This is a genomic window from Aquimarina sp. MAR_2010_214 (genome assembly GCF_002846555.1).
Lineage (GTDB): Bacteria > Bacteroidota > Bacteroidia > Flavobacteriales > Flavobacteriaceae > Aquimarina.
Genome location: NZ_PJMS01000001.1, coordinates 1,333,447 through 1,351,125 on the forward strand (window position 1 = coordinate 1,333,447; position 17,679 = coordinate 1,351,125).

The window sequence follows — 17,679 nt, forward strand, 5'->3', positions numbered from 1 at the left end:
ATAAATGTAATAAAACTGAAATTTACTTAGCAAGCAAATCAATTTCTTGTTGAAGATTTTCTTTTGCTTTAGCTTCAAACCTTTTATAGAAGTATTCAGATTTAAAGATGGCGGGCATATTTATAAAATGATTTAAAACTTTGATTCTTCCTTTGTTATACATAAAATCGGGATAGTACTTATATTCTTTCCTTACATTTTTAAAGTACTCCTCATAGTTTTTCCAATCACTTCCTAATATCGAGAGATCTGCATCTGTGAAGTAGTTTATGTCTTTATTTTCTGAAATATGATGTCCTTTGGTGGCCAATATAATATCCGAACAAAGAGTGATTCGATTATCTTCAATAGATAATGAACTTAAGATTCCTACTGCTTTCTTTGCACTTTGTTCCTCGTTATCCTGTTTTAGTGCGTTGTAGATATAATCATGATAAAACAAAGCAAATAAGACTATATCCCAGTCTTTGATTTCGTTTTTAACTTCGGTTAGTTTATGATAAAGATGTTCTAGGTGAGAAAGGTTGTGATAGTACCTATTCTTTTTGCTATGGTACTTTACAACATCATCCCATAAAGATTTGATATAACCAACATCCGTTGTGTAGTTTGATAATAATGTGATAAATGCTTGTTTTAACAAAACTCTGCTTTAATTTTATCAACTATGGTTTGTGCTAATTTTTCTTTAGACTCTACAGTCCAGCCTGCTACATGAGGACTCAAGATTATATTATCCATTTTTAATAAAGAGGCAAACGCATCTGGTATTTCTTTTTTTGAAGCAAATAAATTCTCAAAAGAGGATTTTTCATATTCTAAAACATCAAGACCAGCACCAAGAATTTTACCATTGTTAATGGCTTCAACCAGGTCAGCGGTTACGACACTTTTTCCACGAGCAGTGTTGATTAACCAAAATGGTTTTTTAAATTTATTGATGAACGTGTTATTGATCATTCCTATAGTCTCTGGAGTTTCTGGAGTGTGTAGACTTAATACGTCTGTTTTTTCAAATAATTCGTCAAGTTCGACTTGCATCGCATCACTGTTTTCTACATCTTCTTTGATGTCGTAACATATAACTTCTACCGCAAAACCACGAAGTTTTTTGGCAAAGGCTCTACCCATATTACCATATCCAATAATACCCACAGTTTTACCATCGAGTTCTATGCCACGATGTGCTTCTCTAAGCCATTGCCCATTTCGTACACTTTGATCCCCGTTATTCAATTTATTAAATAGAGATAAGATCATTCCCAATGTATGCTCTCCTACAGCATTACGATTGCCTTCTGGAGCATTAAATAGTTTAACTCCTAGCGTTAAAGCATATTCGATATCGATATTCTCTAACCCGGCACCTACACGTCCTATAAATTTTAGGTTTTTTGCCTTGTCTAAAAAAGCTTTGTCAATAGTAAATCGGCTTCTGATAATAATCCCATCATACATATGGATTTTGGATTCGACCTCTTCTTTATTAGAAGTATAATCTACATCGTTTTGAAAATTCGCCTGTTTGAGTTGACTTAAAAGTAGAGGATGGTTTGTATCGAGGTGAAGTATTTTCATATATTTTGTATAGATCATCAAAATTAGTTAATAAAAGATTAGATACAGTATCTTTGGTATGTATCATCCCTTAATTTTAGAAATATTTAAGATGAAGTCATCAATTGTTCTTGTTTTAATTTTTTGTCTTTTTACTATAACCTCTCTTTTTGCTCAAGGAAATGATATAAAAAATGATAGCCTACAAGTAGAAGAATTATATGCAAAGGCAATAGAAATAAAAGATAATGATCTTGTAGAAGCAAAGAAAAAGTTTGAAAGCGCCATAGAGATCATTGATAAGAGCTTATTATCCAAAGATGAATTTTTATTAAAAAAGGCTTCTATATTAGAACAGCTTGCCTATTTTTTGAGAAGAGAAAACAAGTTTGGCCCCGCACTAAAGAACCTTCAGGAAAGCTTAAAATTAAAAAGAAAAATAGGAGAAACATATACCTTGGGATATACCTATTCTCAAACAGCTTGGTTATGGCTTTATCAGTCGGAATTTGAAAAAACGAAGGTTAATTTGGACTCGGCATACGCTCTGAGTAAAAAATACAATAATACAATAGAAATTATTAGGACATTGAGTCGATATGGGATTCTTTATCTAAATATAAAGGATAGTACTAAGGCAGAACAACATCATCTTCTAGCGATTAAACTTGCAGATTCAATTAATGAAACCAAATCTATCGCGGCTACCAATGCGAATTATGCTTTCTTTTTAAGACGACAAAAAAGGTATAAAGAAAACATACCATATCTTGAGAGAGCAGTAGAGATGCATCAAAAAGCAAATAATCAAATAGGATTAGAATCTGGTTATTTTGCTTTGGGAGTTACCTATAGAGTTTTAGGAATGCCTCATAAAGCGATCGAACTATATAATAAGACTCTTGTTATGTCTAAAGAGCAAAAAAATGAAGCTGTTTTGCATTCTAGATATTTGGGGTTAAGTAATAGTTATGCAGATCTCAAAGATTATGAAAAAGCGTATTCATATCATTTAGAATATACTAAGTGGTGGATAAAAGTCAAGAATGAGAAGAACTATCAAAAGATGGTAGATCTGGAGACTAAATATAAATACGAACAGCAGCTTGCTGTAGATAGCCTCAAATTTGCGCAAGAGAAAAGAGAAGTAGAACTTGTGGCACAAACAGAATCTTCAAAAAAGAAATTATACTTTGCCTTATTACTTGTTACACTTATTGGAGGTGGAGTTATTGGTTATCTAATACGACGCAATTATCAACAACGTTCAAAACTTGCGAAGGCTACATATGAGAATGAAAAAAAGATATTAGATCAGAAAATTAATGCGAAAGAAGAAGACATCAAACGACTTGTTGCTGATAATAGCATGCGTTTGGCGTTTAAAGAAGAATTGTTGGATAAAATAAAAAATGAAGTTATAGGGGCTGAGCCAGAAAATATTAAGAAGTCTCTTAGTTCTTTAACCACCCAATTACGATTACAAATTGAAACCGAAAGTAAATTATCAGGTCTGCAAGAAAAAATAGAAGTAGTTAATAAAAGTTTTGATACTAAACTTCAAAAATTATATCCCGAACTCACAAAAGGAGAACGAGAGGTCTGTGCATTACTACGATTAAATCTCTCTATCAAAGAAATCATGACTATTCGTAACGTTTCTTCAGATTCAGTCAAATCTATGCGACGCCGTATTCGTAAGAAGATGCAAGTTTCTTCAGAAATTGAACTTGAGAAGTTTATCCAGGAGTTAGTCTAAATGAATTGTCTATGTTGTGCTTAATCCTGTGTATAGAGCTTGTCGAATCCGTACACTGAGCCTGTCGAAGTGTAGTCTTCGACAGGCTCAGATTATACGATCATAAAACTTCACGCAATCCCATACGTGGCACTACGTATTTTGAGCTAATCATTATAAATGACACCTTTTGACACTGTTAAAACTATCTTAAAATCAGATATTTGTAGTATTTTTGCACTAATATCCAATAAATCCCAAAATATGATAAAACAACTACCCTTCGTTTTAGCACTTTTTTTATTGATCACTGTATCACAAGCGCAGACAAATAATCAATTTGATGGAGCAACAGTAACACCAACGCAAGATTTCAATACACATACACCTGCTCCTTATGATGGCACCCAAACATTTACTCCTGGATCATCTTTTACCTCTGGAGATTGGAACCTTTCTATAGGTCCTGGCGCGGGAGCCTCCTTGGGAGTGTCATATAGTAATATTTTGATAGGAGGTATGGCCGGAGCATTATTAAATGAAAATACTTCTGGTATTGATGCTGAAGATAATATTGTTATCGGAACATTTGCTGCTGATCGAACTCTTAGTGCATCTGATAATGTATTTATTGGAAATTATGTAGCCAGGAATGCCACCGGAAATGATAATGTTGTTGTTGGGCATCGAGCAGGAGGCAATTTAACTACCGGATATGACAATACTATTATTGGAGAACAAGCAGGTGCGTTTCTTACTGAGGGAAGCGATAATGTACTCATTGGTGAAGATGCAGGATATGATTTAACAACAGGTAAAGACAATTGCTTTGTAGGAAGTAGGGCTGGAGCAAATACAACGACAGCCAGCGGTAATACTTTTATTGGTGGAGAAAGCAATTACTCACTACCTAGTTCTTTGGGTAATGGAGTTGATTATGATTTTAATAATTTAGGGGATGGGGTAGGAGAACGAAATACAACAGGTCAAGCCAATACGTTTGTAGGTTCTGGTGCAGGTTTGGATAATGTTGATGGTTTTGCGAATACGTTTTTGGGGTATGCCGCAGGTGCTAATAGCCAGTATGGAGATGGAAACACATTTATCGGTTATGGTACAGGTTGGGATAATAATCGTACTAATGAAAGAAATAATGCAAATCGAAATACTTATGTAGGGGCACTAACTGGAGGTGTGAATAGAGAAGGGTCTGATAATATAGGAATGGGATGGAAAGCTGATTTTAATAGTACAGGATCCGATGGGAGCTCTGATGGTAAGAATAACCGAAATATCTTTTTAGGAAATTCTGTATCGGTTTTTGGAGATGATCAGGTGATTATTGGTCACGCCGCCAGAACTACAGGAAATAGAGGTTCAATTACGATTGGGTCGCAAAGTAGTACAGCCAATTCATATGCTGCAGCTATTGGGTACGATGTAGATGTTACTCAAGCGAATACGATGGCATTAGGAGGAAGCACTACTACCAATCGCATGAGTGTAGGAATTGGTACAGTAGCGGCAAATCAAAATGCGTCACTAGAACTGGCAGATATAGATAAAGGATTTTTGGTAAACAGATTGACCACGACACAACGTACCGCCATGGAAACTGCTGCGGCAAGTGGTAATCCTTTGGCAGCGACTGAAGCAGGAATGCTCGTATATGATACTGATCTTTCTTCTTTATTTGTATGGGATGGAACACAATGGATTAACTCTACCATAGATACTAATACAGATACCGATGATCAAACCATAGATGAGTTTCAGTTAAATGGTGATGATCTCGAACTTTCTTTATTAGATGATGCTGAAGCTACTAAAACGGTTGATCTTTCGGGTTATTTGGACAACACAGATAGTCAAGCCTTATCTTTAGCAACGAATACTTTAAGTATTTCTGGAGCTGCAGGAACTATTGATTTATCTGGATATCTGGATAATACTGATGCTCAGGATCTAAATTTATCTTCTAATACGCTTAGTTTGACTAATGATGGTACAACGGTTGATCTTTCAGGATACCTGGATAATACCGATGCGCAAGAATTGTCTTTAGCTGGTAGTACATTAAGTATTTCTGGAGGGACCAACACTATAGATTTATCAACAGCACTCACCAGTTCTGATAATCAAAACTTAACTTCTGCTACATTAAGTGGTACAGATCTTACGATTACAATAGAAGGTGGTGATGCAGTATCTGTTGATCTTTCTCCCATTATTTCTTCACTACAGACGCAAATAACAGATGTTTTATCAAGGTTGGACACTGTAGAAAATTGTGCCTGTGATAGTCAAGGTAATAAAAACTTAGGTCCTATATTATATCAAAATATACCAAACCCGTTTAACGGAACATCTTCGATCAAATACTATTTGCCTAATGGTATTACTAATGCATCTATTGTTTTTAGTAATTCAATGGGTCAAGTCATATCAACCGTTCCTTTACATAAAACAGGTACAGAAGAAGTAAATATTAATAGCGATAGTTTATCCGCTGGAACGTATTTCTATACATTGTATGTAGGAAGCCAAAAGATCAATACCAAAAAGATGGTGATCAAAAATTAAGAATTTAAAGTATAAGAACAAAAAAGCTTCGTTGTATGGCGAAGCTTTTTTTAGCAAATCACTATTCTCGATACAATCCTCCTGCCTGTACTAGCTATGTCGAAGTACTTGATCACTCCTTTAGATTTGTATTTAGAATTTATACATTAAACAAATAAAGAAATGATTTCATCAGGTATCCTTGCTGGCCGTAATGATTTCTTATGTAAAAAACACCAACTTGTCTTGGCCGAAACCAATACTTTTTGAGTGGTTGTGTTTATTATTTTGGTATGGCGTTCACTTCTAACACCTCTATAGTTATCAATCCAGGTTTGTAGCGTGATTTCATCATTTTCAAAAGCAGGGCTATGATATTCTATATAATGATTAAGAACTACCCAAACATAAGTATTCCTAATATCTTCATTGGTTCCGGATTCCCAATGTTTTTTGGCAACATCTTGTACCCACTGTAGATATACTACATTATTTACATGATCCATATCATCTATTGCAGACTTTGGTACTGTAAAACGGAATTCAAAAATTTTGGATTTCATGAATAGGTGAGTTATATAGAATAAAAGTACAATTATTTTAAAATTTGAAAGAAGATTTATGATCTAAAATCCTAAAATAAGTTTTGCTATATAAAAGAATAAGAAGATCCCAAAAATGTCATTACTGGTTGTAATAAAAGGACCTGTAGCAATTGCAGGATCAATACCTCTTTTGTCAAGAATAATAGGAACAAAAGTGCCAATAAGTGCAGCTACAATAATAACACTCATAAGTGCTGCTGCTATAGTAATACTAAACGAGATTTCATAGTTCATTATAAAACCAAAAACAATAATAAGTAGTGCTAATGCAGCACCATTAATTAAGCTAAGGCTCACTTCTTTTAATAGTCGATTTAATAAACTTCCTTTTACTACATTATTTGCCAATCCTTGTACTATAATTGCAGAGGATTGAACACCAACATTTCCTGCCATTGCAGCAATTAGTGGTGTATAGAAAAATAAATCTCTAATTCTTGGATTGGTCATTACACCTTCAAAGCCCTGCATGATGAATACACTTCCTAATCCTCCAAAAAGGCCTAAAATCAACCATGGTAATCGTGCTCTGGTAAGTTCCCATACATTATCATCTGCTTCTACATCTTGAGAAATACCTGCAGCTAATTGATAATCTTTCTCGGCCTCATCCTTAATAAAATCTACAATATCATCTATAGTTACCCGACCAACTAATACGTTTTCATTATCTACTACAGGAATGGCTTCAAGATCGTATTTTTGCATAATACGAGCAACTTCTTCTCCTTCGGTATCTACATCTACAGAATCTACTTTAGGGATATATACTTCGCTAATATGAGTTTTTGCAGAGGCTGTAAGTAAATCTTTAAGAGATAGCCTACCTTTTAGCTTTCCATCTTTATCTACAACGTAAATAGAATGTACCCTAGTAACATTTTCTGCCTGTCGTCTCATCTCTCGAACACACCCCGCTACGGTCCATGTTTCTTTTACTTTTACTAGCTCTTTGGCCATGAGTCCACCTGCAGTATCTTCATCATAGGTAAGAAGCTCTTTAATATCTTCTGCACGTTTTTCATCTTCTATCTCAGCAATTACTTTTTCTGCACGATCATCAGGAAGTTCGGCAACAATATCAGCGGCATCATCGGTATCCATTTCTTCTAACTCTTCTGCAATCTCTTTTTCAGAAAGGTTTTTAAGGATACGTTCACGAAAATCTTCCTCGAGCTCCATAAGAGCTTCAGAGGTTTTTTCGCTATCTAATAATTTAATAAGATAGGTAGCTTCAGATAAATCAAGTTCACTAATAATTTCTGCAACATCAGCAAAATGTATTTCACTAAGTATTTCGCGCAGACGAGTATCACCTTCTTCCCGGATGAGGTGCCGTACCTGTTTGATTAACTCATTAGAAACTTGAAATTGCATATACTCTGTATTTAGTGATCTCCCCGCACAAACGCTCACAAAGATAACCAAAGAATTTAATTGGACTTTATGGAGGTGTTAAATCACTTAACCTATTGCTTTTCAATTAATAATGTTAATTCTATAAATTGATCTACAGATAATTGTTCAGGTCGTTTAGTCAGTATTTCTAATGTTTTGATCTCATCGTTCAATTCTAAAGTTTTAAGACTGTTTCTTAGGGTTTTACGACGTTGCCCAAAAGCAGTTTTTACGACTCTGAAAAATAATTTTTCGTCACAAGGTAGCGCATATTCATTTTTTCTAATCAATCTCAATACTCCACTATCTACCTTAGGGGGAGGATTAAAAACATCGGGAGGAACAGTAAACAAATATTCAGCATCATAAAATGCTTGTGTAAGCACCGAAAGGATACCATAGGCTTTACTACCCGCTTTTTCGCAAATACGTTGGGCGACTTCTTTTTGAAACATTCCGGTGAATTCGGGAATACGATCTTTGTTTTCTAATGTTTTAAAAACAATTTGAGTAGAAATATTGTACGGAAAGTTACCCGTTATGGCAAATTGCTCTTTAGTAAATATAGTATCTAGATCAAATTTCAGAAAATCTGCTTCGATTACCCTAAATGTAGTATTACCTCTTAGTGTTTCATTTTGTTCTAGACGAAAATTGGTGTTAAGATATTCGATAGATTCCTTGTCCAGATCCATGGCGATGACATCGAGATCTTTTTGAAGGATATATTTGGTAAGAACACCCATTCCCGGGCCAATTTCAATAACATTTTTATAGCCTTGCAAAGTAAGTGTGTCACCAATCTTTTTGGCTATATTTTCATCCTTTAGAAAATGTTGACCCAGGTGTTTTTTTGCCTTTACAGCAGTTTTTTCAAAAGAAGATTTGGGATTAGAACTGTATTTTTTATTTTTTTTTGGTTTACCCATCTTGTTCGCTTACAATTTCTAATTCTGTTCTAAATGCTACAAATTTACCCGTGAAACGATTAGATTTTGACCTAAGATGATCTGCATCTTCATCATAGTATTTTTGTAAAGTTGCTTTATTATTGGTCGTGTATTGTACAGAATAGGTGGCACCTCCCATTTCTTCTTCTACCAATACTTTGGTCATTAAAGCTTTGCTAAACTTTCCTGTAGAAAGCATATCGGGTATATGTTCCTTTTTCATCCAATCCAACCATTCATCATGAATAGTTTCTTCTATATTTATGGTAACGTTATATATGTACATTTTATAGGTGTTAGTTGACAATGAATAACAGTTTATACATTGTTATTACTGCGTTTTTTTATGTTCTCTTTGATTTCTGATTGAATGTATTCTTTTGACTTTCCTTTTGGAATAGAAGGCGAATCCCATCTTTCATTTAAAATCATTTTTCCTATATATGCTATCTGTCCAATATGATATGGATAATGAGCAATCTGTCTGGTAATACTTTCTATTAATTTATATTCCTTATTTCTGATATAAATAGGAGTGTTAAAATTAGTAGAATCTAATGACTCCAGACTAGAAAAAAGGCAATTCCATCCGTTTTCCCATTTTAAAATAATTTCATCATACGTCAAGTTCTGTTCTAAAAATTCATCATCACGATTTCTCCAGTCTTTTTCTCCGTCACTATTGAAGAAATCTGTCCATCGTGATGTCATATTCTCTGATAAATGAACAATGATACATGCAATATTATTGCTCTCTGTATTGTATCTCCAATAAAGATCTTCTTGGGTTAATTGTGAGATGGTTTTATCTGCAACAGTTTTATAAGACCTAAATTGTTTTTTAATATTCTCTAAATATTCCTCTATCATTTTATTTTTTCAAAGTATTTGTACAATAGATTATAATACTCGCACAAAGTTACAAAGATGCAAAGACCTAATATAGAGTAATTATGTCTAAAAAGATAAATTGCCGATTTAATCTATGTATTGTCTGTTTTTAGGATATAAAGAAAAGAGTAGTTTTTATGTACTAGTGTAATAGAAAAATTACAGCCTGTGTCCCCCGTTGTGTAAAGATCTTTTGGAAATCAATGGATATTTAATTTATGGCATCTCCTCGCAAGGTTCTGTATTTTTTTCGTGCTTCCACAAAATAAATACTATCAGCGTGATTAAAAATTATCTTTTCATATAATTCTTTAGCTTTTTCAGGTTCCCCTAGTTCGTTTACATAGAGTTCGGCTAACCAATAATAGGCATCATCAACAAGAATATCCTCGGTATAGAATTCGATAATTTTCAGGTAGTTAATTTTAGCTTTTTCGAATTGTTTTTCTTTTTCAAATAGTTTTGCTTGTCGTAAAAAAGCTTCATCTTCAATCTTTTCACCTTTATGTTGAGTCAAGATAATTTCATACATAGTAATAGCTTCTTGATTTTTACTCTGGAAGGCCAATAGATCAGCCTTTGCAAAAATCTTTAAAGCGGTTTGAGTAGAATCCTCAAGAGAATTATCGCTGATAATTAAGCTTAATTCCATAGCATCGTTAGCAATCAATTGAGAGGTAGAAGATTTTAGTACATCGAGTTGCGTTTGTGCCCAGGCAAAATCCCCTTTGTAATAACTGGTTTTTGCGACTTTAAACCTGGCATCTTGTGCTAGGAAATTATTTTTTAAAGCATTTTGTACCTGAGTATAGTAAATTAATGCCTGATTAAATTTTTGATCTAATACCAGGATATCTGCAATTTTCATTTTTATTCTAGAGGATTGAAACCTTGATAACGGTTCTCTATCCAGTATATCTTTTAAAAAACGAATAGCTTCCTGTTTTTTATCTTGATTAAATGCAAGAAAATGTGAATAATCAATTTGTAATCCTATAGTTTCTCTGCCTTTTCCATATTCCTTAAATACGGTATTATATTGTTCTATAATAGTTTTATGTTCTTTTTTAGAAGCATTATCTACTTTTGCTTTCAGGATAATTTTATGTGCTGTAAGCTTCATGTCTTTTGAAGCTGGTGTTTCCAAAATATAATTTAGAATTTCTACTGCAGACTTAATATCTTTCTCCGAAATAGCAATTCTGGCCAAATCTATGATACCTTCTGGACTTTCCTGTTTACGCTTGTATATTGCTTTCTCTTGTATAAATGCTTTTTTAAATTCCTTTTGTTGTACAAAAAGCCAGCTTAGCATTTCGTTGTATAAAATATCGGGATTCTGTTGAAGTTTTTTAATCAATAATTTTCTAAATATAACATTTGCCTCACCCGTTGGGGTATCTGTTATGTAATCACTAAAATTTCGTTGTACAATATTTATATAATTAGGTTGTAACCGTAATAAAGCCAAATAACTATTAAACATTTTTTCTAGTTCTCCCTGTTCTCCATAAATTTTAGCTAATTGTACATTAAAATTAGCTCTGGGATTATTCTTCATCCCTTTTTCATAAATCAATGCGGCTTCATCTAATAAACTATATTTTTCAAAGGTTTGAGCAAGCGAATATGCATGATTTGCATTATTATTACTATAGTTTTCTATAGCCTTATCATAGTAGGTACGAGCTTGTTCTGTTTTCCCTTGTAGATCATAATGATGTCCTAATTCGACCAGAATTTGAGAATTATTTGGAACTTTCTCAATTCTCTTTTTTAGAATGCTCTCTGCTTTATCAAAATGTTCTAATTGTTGATGAGATTCTACCAATCCTAGTAAATAATTGATTCGGTTTGGGTTTTTGGCATATAATTTTTTATAAACAGAAAGTGCTTTTTCGAATTGTCCCTGCTGGATATAGTTTTTTGCTAACTGCTCCGACTGCGCAAACGTCGAAAAAGCAAATAAAAAGGAGATGTAGAAAAAGATAAAGCGCATTTTGCAAGTTTTTTTGTAAAGATAGCAAAATGCGCTTTAGTAATATGTTATGGATCCCTTAATCTATATATTCAAATCCACAGTAAGGAACTAATACTTCAGGGATTTTGATACCTTTTGGGGTCTGGTAATTTTCTAATATACCTGCAAGTACTCTAGGTAATGCCAAAGAACTTCCATTAAGCGTATGTGCTAATTGGTTTTTTCCGTTTGCATCTTTAAACCTTAATTTTAAGCGATTAGCTTGATAAGATTCGAAGTTAGATACAGAACTAATCTCTAACCAGCGGTCCTGTGCTGTAGAGAAAACTTCAAAATCAAATGTTAGTGCAGAAGTAAATCCGATATCCCCTCCACAAAGACGTAGGATACGATATGGTAATTGTAAATCGTTAAGGATGCTTTTTATATGATCTACCATCCCATCAAGAGCCTTGTATGAATTTTCAGGAGTTTCTACACGCACAATTTCTACTTTATCAAATTGATGCAATCGATTCAATCCACGCACATGTGCGCCATAAGAACCTGCTTCGCGCCTAAAACATGGCGTATATGCTGTACAACAAATAGGAAGATCACTTTCTTGTAACAATTCGTCTCTAAACATATTGGTCACAGGAACCTCTGCAGTAGGGATAAGGTATAAGTCATCTCCGGTTGCATGATACATTTGCCCTTCTTTATCGGGTAATTGTCCAGTACCATATCCTGATGCTTCATTAACCAGATGAGGGACCTGATATTCTTTATATCCTGCTTCAGTGTTTTTATCCAAAAAATAACTAATCAAAGCACGTTGTAATCGTGCACCTTTACCTTTATACACGGGAAAACCTGCTCCGGTTATTTTTACACCCAATTCAAAATCAATAATGTCATATTTTTTGGCAAGCTCCCAATGTGGTAATGCACCTTCTTCTAATACAGGAATATCCCCTTCGCGAAAAATCTCTTCGTTGTCTTCATCACTTTGACCATTTGGTACAGAATCATGAGGAATATTAGGAATGGTATATAGTAACTGTATTAATTTTTCTTGGATATTGGTAAGCTCTGTCGATAACTCTTTAGAACTTTCTTTTAGTTGTGCAGTTTTCTCCTTCAGAAGGTTTGCTTTTTGCTGCTCTCCATTTTTGAACAACATCCCTATTTCTTTAGAGAATTTGTTTGAGTCAGCCAGAGTATTATCTAATTTGGCCTGTGTAGCACGGCGATTCTCGTCTAGACTAATAACTTCTTCTATAACAGAAGCGGCATCAAAATTTCGTTTTGCCAAAGCTTCTATATAAGCACCTTTGTTTGCTATGATGTTTTGTACTACTAACATGATGTCTTTTTTGGGCGATTACCGGGCTATTCGTTATATCCCTGAAACAAGTTCAGGGGATGCCACTACTATCCCTATCGCATTGAAGCAGCAAATTTAAAGAAAAGTGAGGTTTGTAGGTTATAGTTCTGTAGTGAATTTTAAGAAATTTATTTAAACCTTTTTTTTAACATAAAAATTTATGCAACAGGTACTTCAATATTAATGACTGTACCTCTTTGAATTACAGAGTCTATAAACATATTTCCAGATAGAGTATTCAAACGGGTCTTTATATTTTTAAACCCAATTCCATCAACCGCTTTTCCACTTTCAAAACCTACTCCATCGTCCTCAAAAAGTAGTTGTATCGAATCATCGTGATGATTGAGATAGATATCAATATTTTTGGCTTTAGCATGTTTAAGACAGTTAGTTAATAGTTCTTGTATAATTTTAAATAATTCTTCAGTAAGCGTCGGGCTAATTTGATTGACTTGATTTTTGGGATATGGGTGAAATGATATTTGCTGACCACTACCATTGATCACATTATTGATGTATTCTTTTATCAATGAAGTAATTGGGTTTTTTTGAAACTTTTTAGGGATAAGGTTATGAGAAAAATCTCTTACCTGATTATAGGTTTCATCTACTTGTTTAATAATACTTGCTTCCTGGTCATTGGTTTTGTCTGAGTTAGAAAGTTGCAATTTGATACTTGCCAGATTACCTCCAACACTATCGTGTAGCTCTCGTGCCAGGCGTTGTCTTTCTTTATCCTGTCCTTCCATGGTGGCTTTGATGAGGTTTAGTTCCTGATCTTTCATCAACCCATATACTTTTTGAGTATTTACTTCTTCCTGAGATTTGTTAAGCGCTATTTGAGTCTTTAATTTCTGAAAATACATAAATAATAAACCTACTACTGGTAATAGTACAGCAAGAAAACCAATCAAAAACGCTTTTTTGATAGTGCGTTGTCTATTAAGTTCACTTTCTTTTAATAATTGTTCCTCTTTAAGCGATAATATCTCTTTTTCTTTTTGAAGTGTCTGATATTTAATTTCTAATTCTTTTACAATTTTTTTGTTTTGCTTTGTGATAATTTTATTAGAAACATCTACATATTGGGTCATTAATGCATATGCGTTTTTATAATTTCCGCGACTTGCATACAGACCCTTTAGCATATTGATAACTTTTCTTTGCAATTCTAGCCTGTTCCATCGTACTGCATTTGTATAAGCAGAGGTTAGTACCATTTCTGCAGAGTCGTATTGTTCTAGTTTATAATAAACCCGACCGATATGGTATACAGCATCTATATATAGATCATAAAAATGGTTTTCTTGTGCTTCTTCTTTTACAGGAACCAAATACTCCATTGCTTTAATAGTTCGATCATGAAAAAGTTCTATTCTACCCAAATTTATTTGTGTTTCCATGCGAATTTTGTTGGGAGTTTGGGTAGGAATATTTTCAAGAACATCTAAGTAATACGATGAAGCCTTTTCGGTATTTTGTCGATCAAAGTAAATATCACCTAAGAATTTTTTGGCAAGTGTTATCGTTTCCTTATTCTTAGATTCTAGGATACAAGCTTCAAAAATAGGAAAAGCAATATCATGTTTTTTTTGTTCGAGATATACAAGACCTAGCCCGAGTTGATGCTTGTAGTGCATTATTGGCATTTCTGAAACAGGAGAGTTAGAAATACCCTCAAGAAAATGTTTCATTGCTTCATCATAGAGTCCGTTTTTTAGCTTCCCCCAGCCAATAATGTAGTTGGCTTTAGAGAGATATAATGGTTGGTTAGATATACTTTCTGCTAATGCTTCTGTTTTTAAAAGATCCCCATAATAAATAATAGAATCTGTATTCCCAGATTGTTTGTGGATTTGAGATATTTCTTCAATTAACTGTAATGTTGTGGTGATGTTTTTGCTATTCTTAAGTTCTTGATACAGTTCGGGATCCACGGTATTAGGGGTGATACCAAAAGAGGTAAAAGTAATAAGTTCCCTATTTTCCTGACTATATAAAGAAATCGAAGACAATATGAATATGCCAAAGATCCCTCTTACTAAATATTGATACATTGCAATGGTTTTTGTGAGTCGAAATTAGATACAAATTAGAGTGTATAATTTCGAATTAAAATCGTATTTCCCTGATTTTAAACTATACAAAACTACATAAGGTTTTATAATGAAGAGCCATAGGTGCTGAAAAATAACTTAATTTTAGCTCTTTTTATTCTTTTTCTTCATATTTGAGAATCCATGGATTCGTAGTAAAATAATTCCATGAAGCATTCGCTAAGTCAACCTTTGGGTCGATAAGAGTTTGATATTTTTTGCCATTGATTGATACTTTGCTATGAACATAGATGGCAATATCTTTTTCTTTGGTTGCATATTCTGTTTTGAGTCTTTGCGCAAATTGCCACATTGCATCGGGTTTTGAAGAGACTAATCGCAATTGTTTTTTAGAGAGGTAATCATTTTTGTTTATTAATTTCTGTAGTGCTTTAGGATCATTTTTATCTACAACATAAAAATTTGTAGTACCATATCTACCTCTTAGCATCATACGCCAACTCATTCGATGACCTTCTTCTGTCCATAATACATCTCCCGGAATAGTCCAGTGTCGAATGGGAAGTAGGATTTGAATAATAAACCAGAGTGTAATTACCGGAATTAGAAATTTACGATACGAAGGTATAATTATTTCTCCCTCGTTATAAAATTCCTTTTTTTTCATAAACAAATGATGTATCCGTTCTCTTGAAAAGAAAAAGACAGTAAAAGCCAATGATAAATATGGAAATATCCCTATTTGAAAAACAATAGAATTAAAAATATGGAAAAACACACTAAAACAAAAAGCAGCTAGTCGAGTTCTCTTCCATAGTAACAATGGAACAATTAATAAATCAAATAAAATACCGTAATACGCAATAAAAACATGTGCCCAACGCTCCTGAAGAATTTCTCCTACAATAGGGTAATTTGCTTTACCAGCCATCAAGTTTTTGGCAACAGTAAAATCTAGCCAGTCTGGATATAGTTTGGCTACCGATGCATAGGTATATACAATCCATAGTTGAGCAATAATGACCAATACACACCATCTGGGCATCGCAATTTTTTTGAGTAATGGATTTCGTTTTACATCTACCGAGAAATAATTCCCTGCGGGTAACGTACACATTAGTATGCAAAGTAGTAATAAGAGATAGTAATGGTTGTTATAAGATGCTTTTTGCATAAAATAAACTCCTGCCCATAATATGGTATAGCTAATCATACTCCATCGATATTTAAAACCAATCATTACCAACAGGCCAAAAATCCCCATTACAGCAAAATAATAATACATACCATTACCAGGTAAGGGTTGTAAAAAATCTAAACCAATAAAATTGAAGGTGAATTTGGGTTCAACAAGAGTGCGAGTAACCCAGCCTGTAAAAATGGCTCCAATAGCTTCTGCAGCGATCAGGAATCCAAAAAACACTCTAAAAATAATAAGGGAGCTATTATCTATATGTGTGAATAGCCAACGATTGATCATACTAAAGAGTTTATAAAATCACGAGAAAATTCCTCATCTTGTTGCATGGCATCTTGCAACTGTTCTAGGGAATCAAATTTTTTCTCGTCTCTGATTCGTTTTATCATTTCTATTTGAATCTTTTTACCATATAAATTAAAAGAAGTGTCAAAGAAATGAGTTTCTATCGTTTGGTGGGTACCATTTACCGTAGGATTTGTGCCGATATTCATCATCCCAAAATAGGTTTTGCTATCAATAAATGATTTTACAATATAAACTCCATTTTTTGGAATTAGTTTGTAATCTTCTTCAATATGTAGATTAGCCGTCGGATAGTTAAGTTTACGTCCGAGTTTTTTTCCTTTTACTACTTTACCGGTTAACATAAAGTAATACCCAAGGTATGCATTTGCTTTAGTAATATTGCCTTCAAATAGTGCTTTTCTGATTTTGGTAGAACTTACGGCAACATCATCAAGATCTTGTTTAGAAATTTCTTCTACTGTAAAATCATACTGTACACCATAAGAAGCAAGATCTGTGATATTAGAATTACGATTACGTCCAAATCGATGATCATATCCTATAATAATATGTTTTGATTTAAGGCAATCAATAAGCATTTGTTGTACATATTCTCCTGCGTTTAGACGAGAGAATTCCTTGGTAAACGGATGAATAACCAGATTGTCAAGCCCGGTCTTTTCTAATATTTGGATACGCTCATCAATAGTGTTGATCAGTTTAATATCAGAATCCTGTTGTAATACCATTCTGGGATGTGGAAAAAACGTAAGAATAACCGACTCTAGGTTATTTTTTTTAGCATTTTCAATCAGGCGTTCTATTATTTTTTTGTGACCAATATGTACACCATCAAAAGTACCTATGGTAACTACAGAATGTGTTTGGCTATCGTATGTCTTTGCATTTGTATAACGTTTCATCTGTTCATTTTTGATTTGATTTCAACTGTCAGATAGAATTCGTTAATGAATAGTATAACCCGTCTATTGTTGGATAGGTAGGTGTTAATATGATTATTATAACTCATTTTGAGAAGTAAGATTTTAAGCAATTGTAAAAATAAAAAATAGTTGTGAGAC

Annotated in this window: 14 protein-coding genes; 2 read left to right on the top strand and 12 right to left on the bottom strand. The window is 33.6% G+C overall.

Annotated elements, in window-relative coordinates; genetic code table 11:
- Positions 1 to 22 precede the first annotated feature (22 nt).
- Complete coding sequence (locus tag ATE84_RS05870) at positions 23 to 643, bottom strand: hypothetical protein (protein ID WP_101446670.1); 621 nt, start codon at positions 641 to 643, stop codon at positions 23 to 25.
- Positions 637 to 1,578 (bottom strand): 2-hydroxyacid dehydrogenase, encoded by a 942-nt coding sequence (locus ATE84_RS05875; RefSeq protein ID WP_101446672.1) that lies wholly within the window; start codon positions 1,576 to 1,578, stop codon positions 637 to 639. The genes ATE84_RS05870 and ATE84_RS05875 overlap by 7 nt, the downstream gene beginning before the upstream one ends.
- A gap of 91 nt (positions 1,579 to 1,669) precedes the next feature.
- Between ATE84_RS05875 and ATE84_RS05880 the strand changes: the two genes are divergently transcribed.
- Positions 1,670 to 3,316, top strand: a complete 1,647-nt coding sequence (locus ATE84_RS05880; protein ID WP_158237188.1) for a tetratricopeptide repeat protein — start codon at positions 1,670 to 1,672, stop codon at positions 3,314 to 3,316.
- Between the two features lie 243 nt (positions 3,317 to 3,559).
- On the top strand, positions 3,560 to 5,878 hold the full coding sequence (locus ATE84_RS05885; protein ID WP_158237189.1) for a T9SS type A sorting domain-containing protein: 2,319 nt from the start codon (positions 3,560 to 3,562) through the stop codon (positions 5,876 to 5,878).
- A 146-nt stretch (positions 5,879 to 6,024) separates the two neighbouring features.
- Here ATE84_RS05885 and ATE84_RS05890 read toward each other — a convergent pair whose 3' ends face one another.
- The 10 genes from ATE84_RS05890 to ATE84_RS05935 all read right to left on the bottom strand — a co-directional run bounded on the left by ATE84_RS05890 (position 6,025) and on the right by ATE84_RS05935 (position 17,520).
- Complete coding sequence (locus ATE84_RS05890) at positions 6,025 to 6,420, bottom strand: thioesterase family protein (protein WP_101446678.1); 396 nt, start codon at positions 6,418 to 6,420, stop codon at positions 6,025 to 6,027.
- Positions 6,421 to 6,483: 63 nt separating this feature from the next.
- Positions 6,484 to 7,839 carry a magnesium transporter gene (gene mgtE, locus ATE84_RS05895; protein ID WP_101446679.1) on the bottom strand — a complete coding sequence of 452 codons (1,356 nt, stop codon included), beginning with the start codon at positions 7,837 to 7,839 and terminating at the stop codon, positions 6,484 to 6,486.
- Between the two features lie 92 nt (positions 7,840 to 7,931).
- Complete coding sequence (gene rsmA, locus ATE84_RS05900) at positions 7,932 to 8,789, bottom strand: 16S rRNA (adenine(1518)-N(6)/adenine(1519)-N(6))-dimethyltransferase RsmA (RefSeq protein WP_101446681.1); 858 nt, start codon at positions 8,787 to 8,789, stop codon at positions 7,932 to 7,934.
- Complete coding sequence (locus tag ATE84_RS05905; protein ID WP_101446683.1) at positions 8,782 to 9,096, bottom strand: DUF4286 family protein; 315 nt, start codon at positions 9,094 to 9,096, stop codon at positions 8,782 to 8,784. Before ATE84_RS05905 ends, rsmA begins: the two co-directional genes overlap by 8 nt.
- A 32-nt stretch (positions 9,097 to 9,128) precedes the next feature.
- Entirely contained in the window at positions 9,129 to 9,680 is a 552-nt protein-coding gene (locus ATE84_RS05910; RefSeq protein WP_101446685.1) for a DUF1572 family protein, read from the bottom strand.
- Positions 9,681 to 9,912: 232 nt separating this feature from the next.
- Positions 9,913 to 11,700, bottom strand: a complete 1,788-nt coding sequence (locus ATE84_RS05915; RefSeq protein WP_101446686.1) for a tetratricopeptide repeat protein — start codon at positions 11,698 to 11,700, stop codon at positions 9,913 to 9,915.
- A gap of 58 nt (positions 11,701 to 11,758) precedes the next feature.
- A complete protein-coding gene (gene serS / locus ATE84_RS05920; protein ID WP_101446688.1) occupies positions 11,759 to 13,030 on the bottom strand; it encodes a serine--tRNA ligase in 1,272 nt (423 codons plus the stop codon).
- 179 nt (positions 13,031 to 13,209) lie between these two features.
- Positions 13,210 to 15,111, bottom strand: coding sequence for a histidine kinase (locus tag ATE84_RS05925; RefSeq protein ID WP_101446689.1), 1,902 nt, complete (start codon positions 15,109 to 15,111; stop codon positions 13,210 to 13,212).
- 154 nt (positions 15,112 to 15,265) lie between these two features.
- A complete protein-coding gene (locus tag ATE84_RS05930) occupies positions 15,266 to 16,591 on the bottom strand; it encodes an HTTM domain-containing protein (RefSeq protein ID WP_101446690.1) in 1,326 nt (441 codons plus the stop codon).
- Positions 16,588 to 17,520 carry a bifunctional riboflavin kinase/FAD synthetase gene (locus tag ATE84_RS05935; protein ID WP_101446692.1) on the bottom strand — a complete coding sequence of 311 codons (933 nt, stop codon included), beginning with the start codon at positions 17,518 to 17,520 and terminating at the stop codon, positions 16,588 to 16,590. The genes ATE84_RS05930 and ATE84_RS05935 overlap by 4 nt, the downstream gene beginning before the upstream one ends.
- Positions 17,521 to 17,679: the final 159 nt, after the last annotated feature.

What these genes read in the sequence shown, in the direction of transcription:
- ATE84_RS05915 (WP_101446686.1), bottom strand. Translation starts at nt 11,700, where the DNA reads ATGCGCTTTATCTTTTTCTACATCTCCTTTTTATTTGCTTTTTCGACG.
- ATE84_RS05935 (WP_101446692.1), bottom strand. Translation starts at nt 17,520, where the DNA reads ATGAAACGTTATACAAATGCAAAGACATACGATAGCCAAACACATTCT.
- ATE84_RS05925 (WP_101446689.1), bottom strand. Translation starts at nt 15,111, where the DNA reads ATGTATCAATATTTAGTAAGAGGGATCTTTGGCATATTCATATTGTCT.
- mgtE (WP_101446679.1), bottom strand. Translation starts at nt 7,839, where the DNA reads ATGCAATTTCAAGTTTCTAATGAGTTAATCAAACAGGTACGGCACCTC.
- ATE84_RS05890 (WP_101446678.1), bottom strand. Translation starts at nt 6,420, where the DNA reads ATGAAATCCAAAATTTTTGAATTCCGTTTTACAGTACCAAAGTCTGCA.
- ATE84_RS05880 (WP_158237188.1), top strand. Translation starts at nt 1,670, where the DNA reads ATGAAGTCATCAATTGTTCTTGTTTTAATTTTTTGTCTTTTTACTATA.
- rsmA (WP_101446681.1), bottom strand. Translation starts at nt 8,789, where the DNA reads ATGGGTAAACCAAAAAAAAATAAAAAATACAGTTCTAATCCCAAATCT.
- ATE84_RS05930 (WP_101446690.1), bottom strand. Translation starts at nt 16,591, where the DNA reads ATGATCAATCGTTGGCTATTCACACATATAGATAATAGCTCCCTTATT.
- serS (WP_101446688.1), bottom strand. Translation starts at nt 13,030, where the DNA reads ATGTTAGTAGTACAAAACATCATAGCAAACAAAGGTGCTTATATAGAA.
- ATE84_RS05875 (WP_101446672.1), bottom strand. Translation starts at nt 1,578, where the DNA reads ATGAAAATACTTCACCTCGATACAAACCATCCTCTACTTTTAAGTCAA.
- ATE84_RS05905 (WP_101446683.1), bottom strand. Translation starts at nt 9,096, where the DNA reads ATGTACATATATAACGTTACCATAAATATAGAAGAAACTATTCATGAT.
- ATE84_RS05885 (WP_158237189.1), top strand. Translation starts at nt 3,560, where the DNA reads ATGATAAAACAACTACCCTTCGTTTTAGCACTTTTTTTATTGATCACT.
- ATE84_RS05910 (WP_101446685.1), bottom strand. Translation starts at nt 9,680, where the DNA reads ATGATAGAGGAATATTTAGAGAATATTAAAAAACAATTTAGGTCTTAT.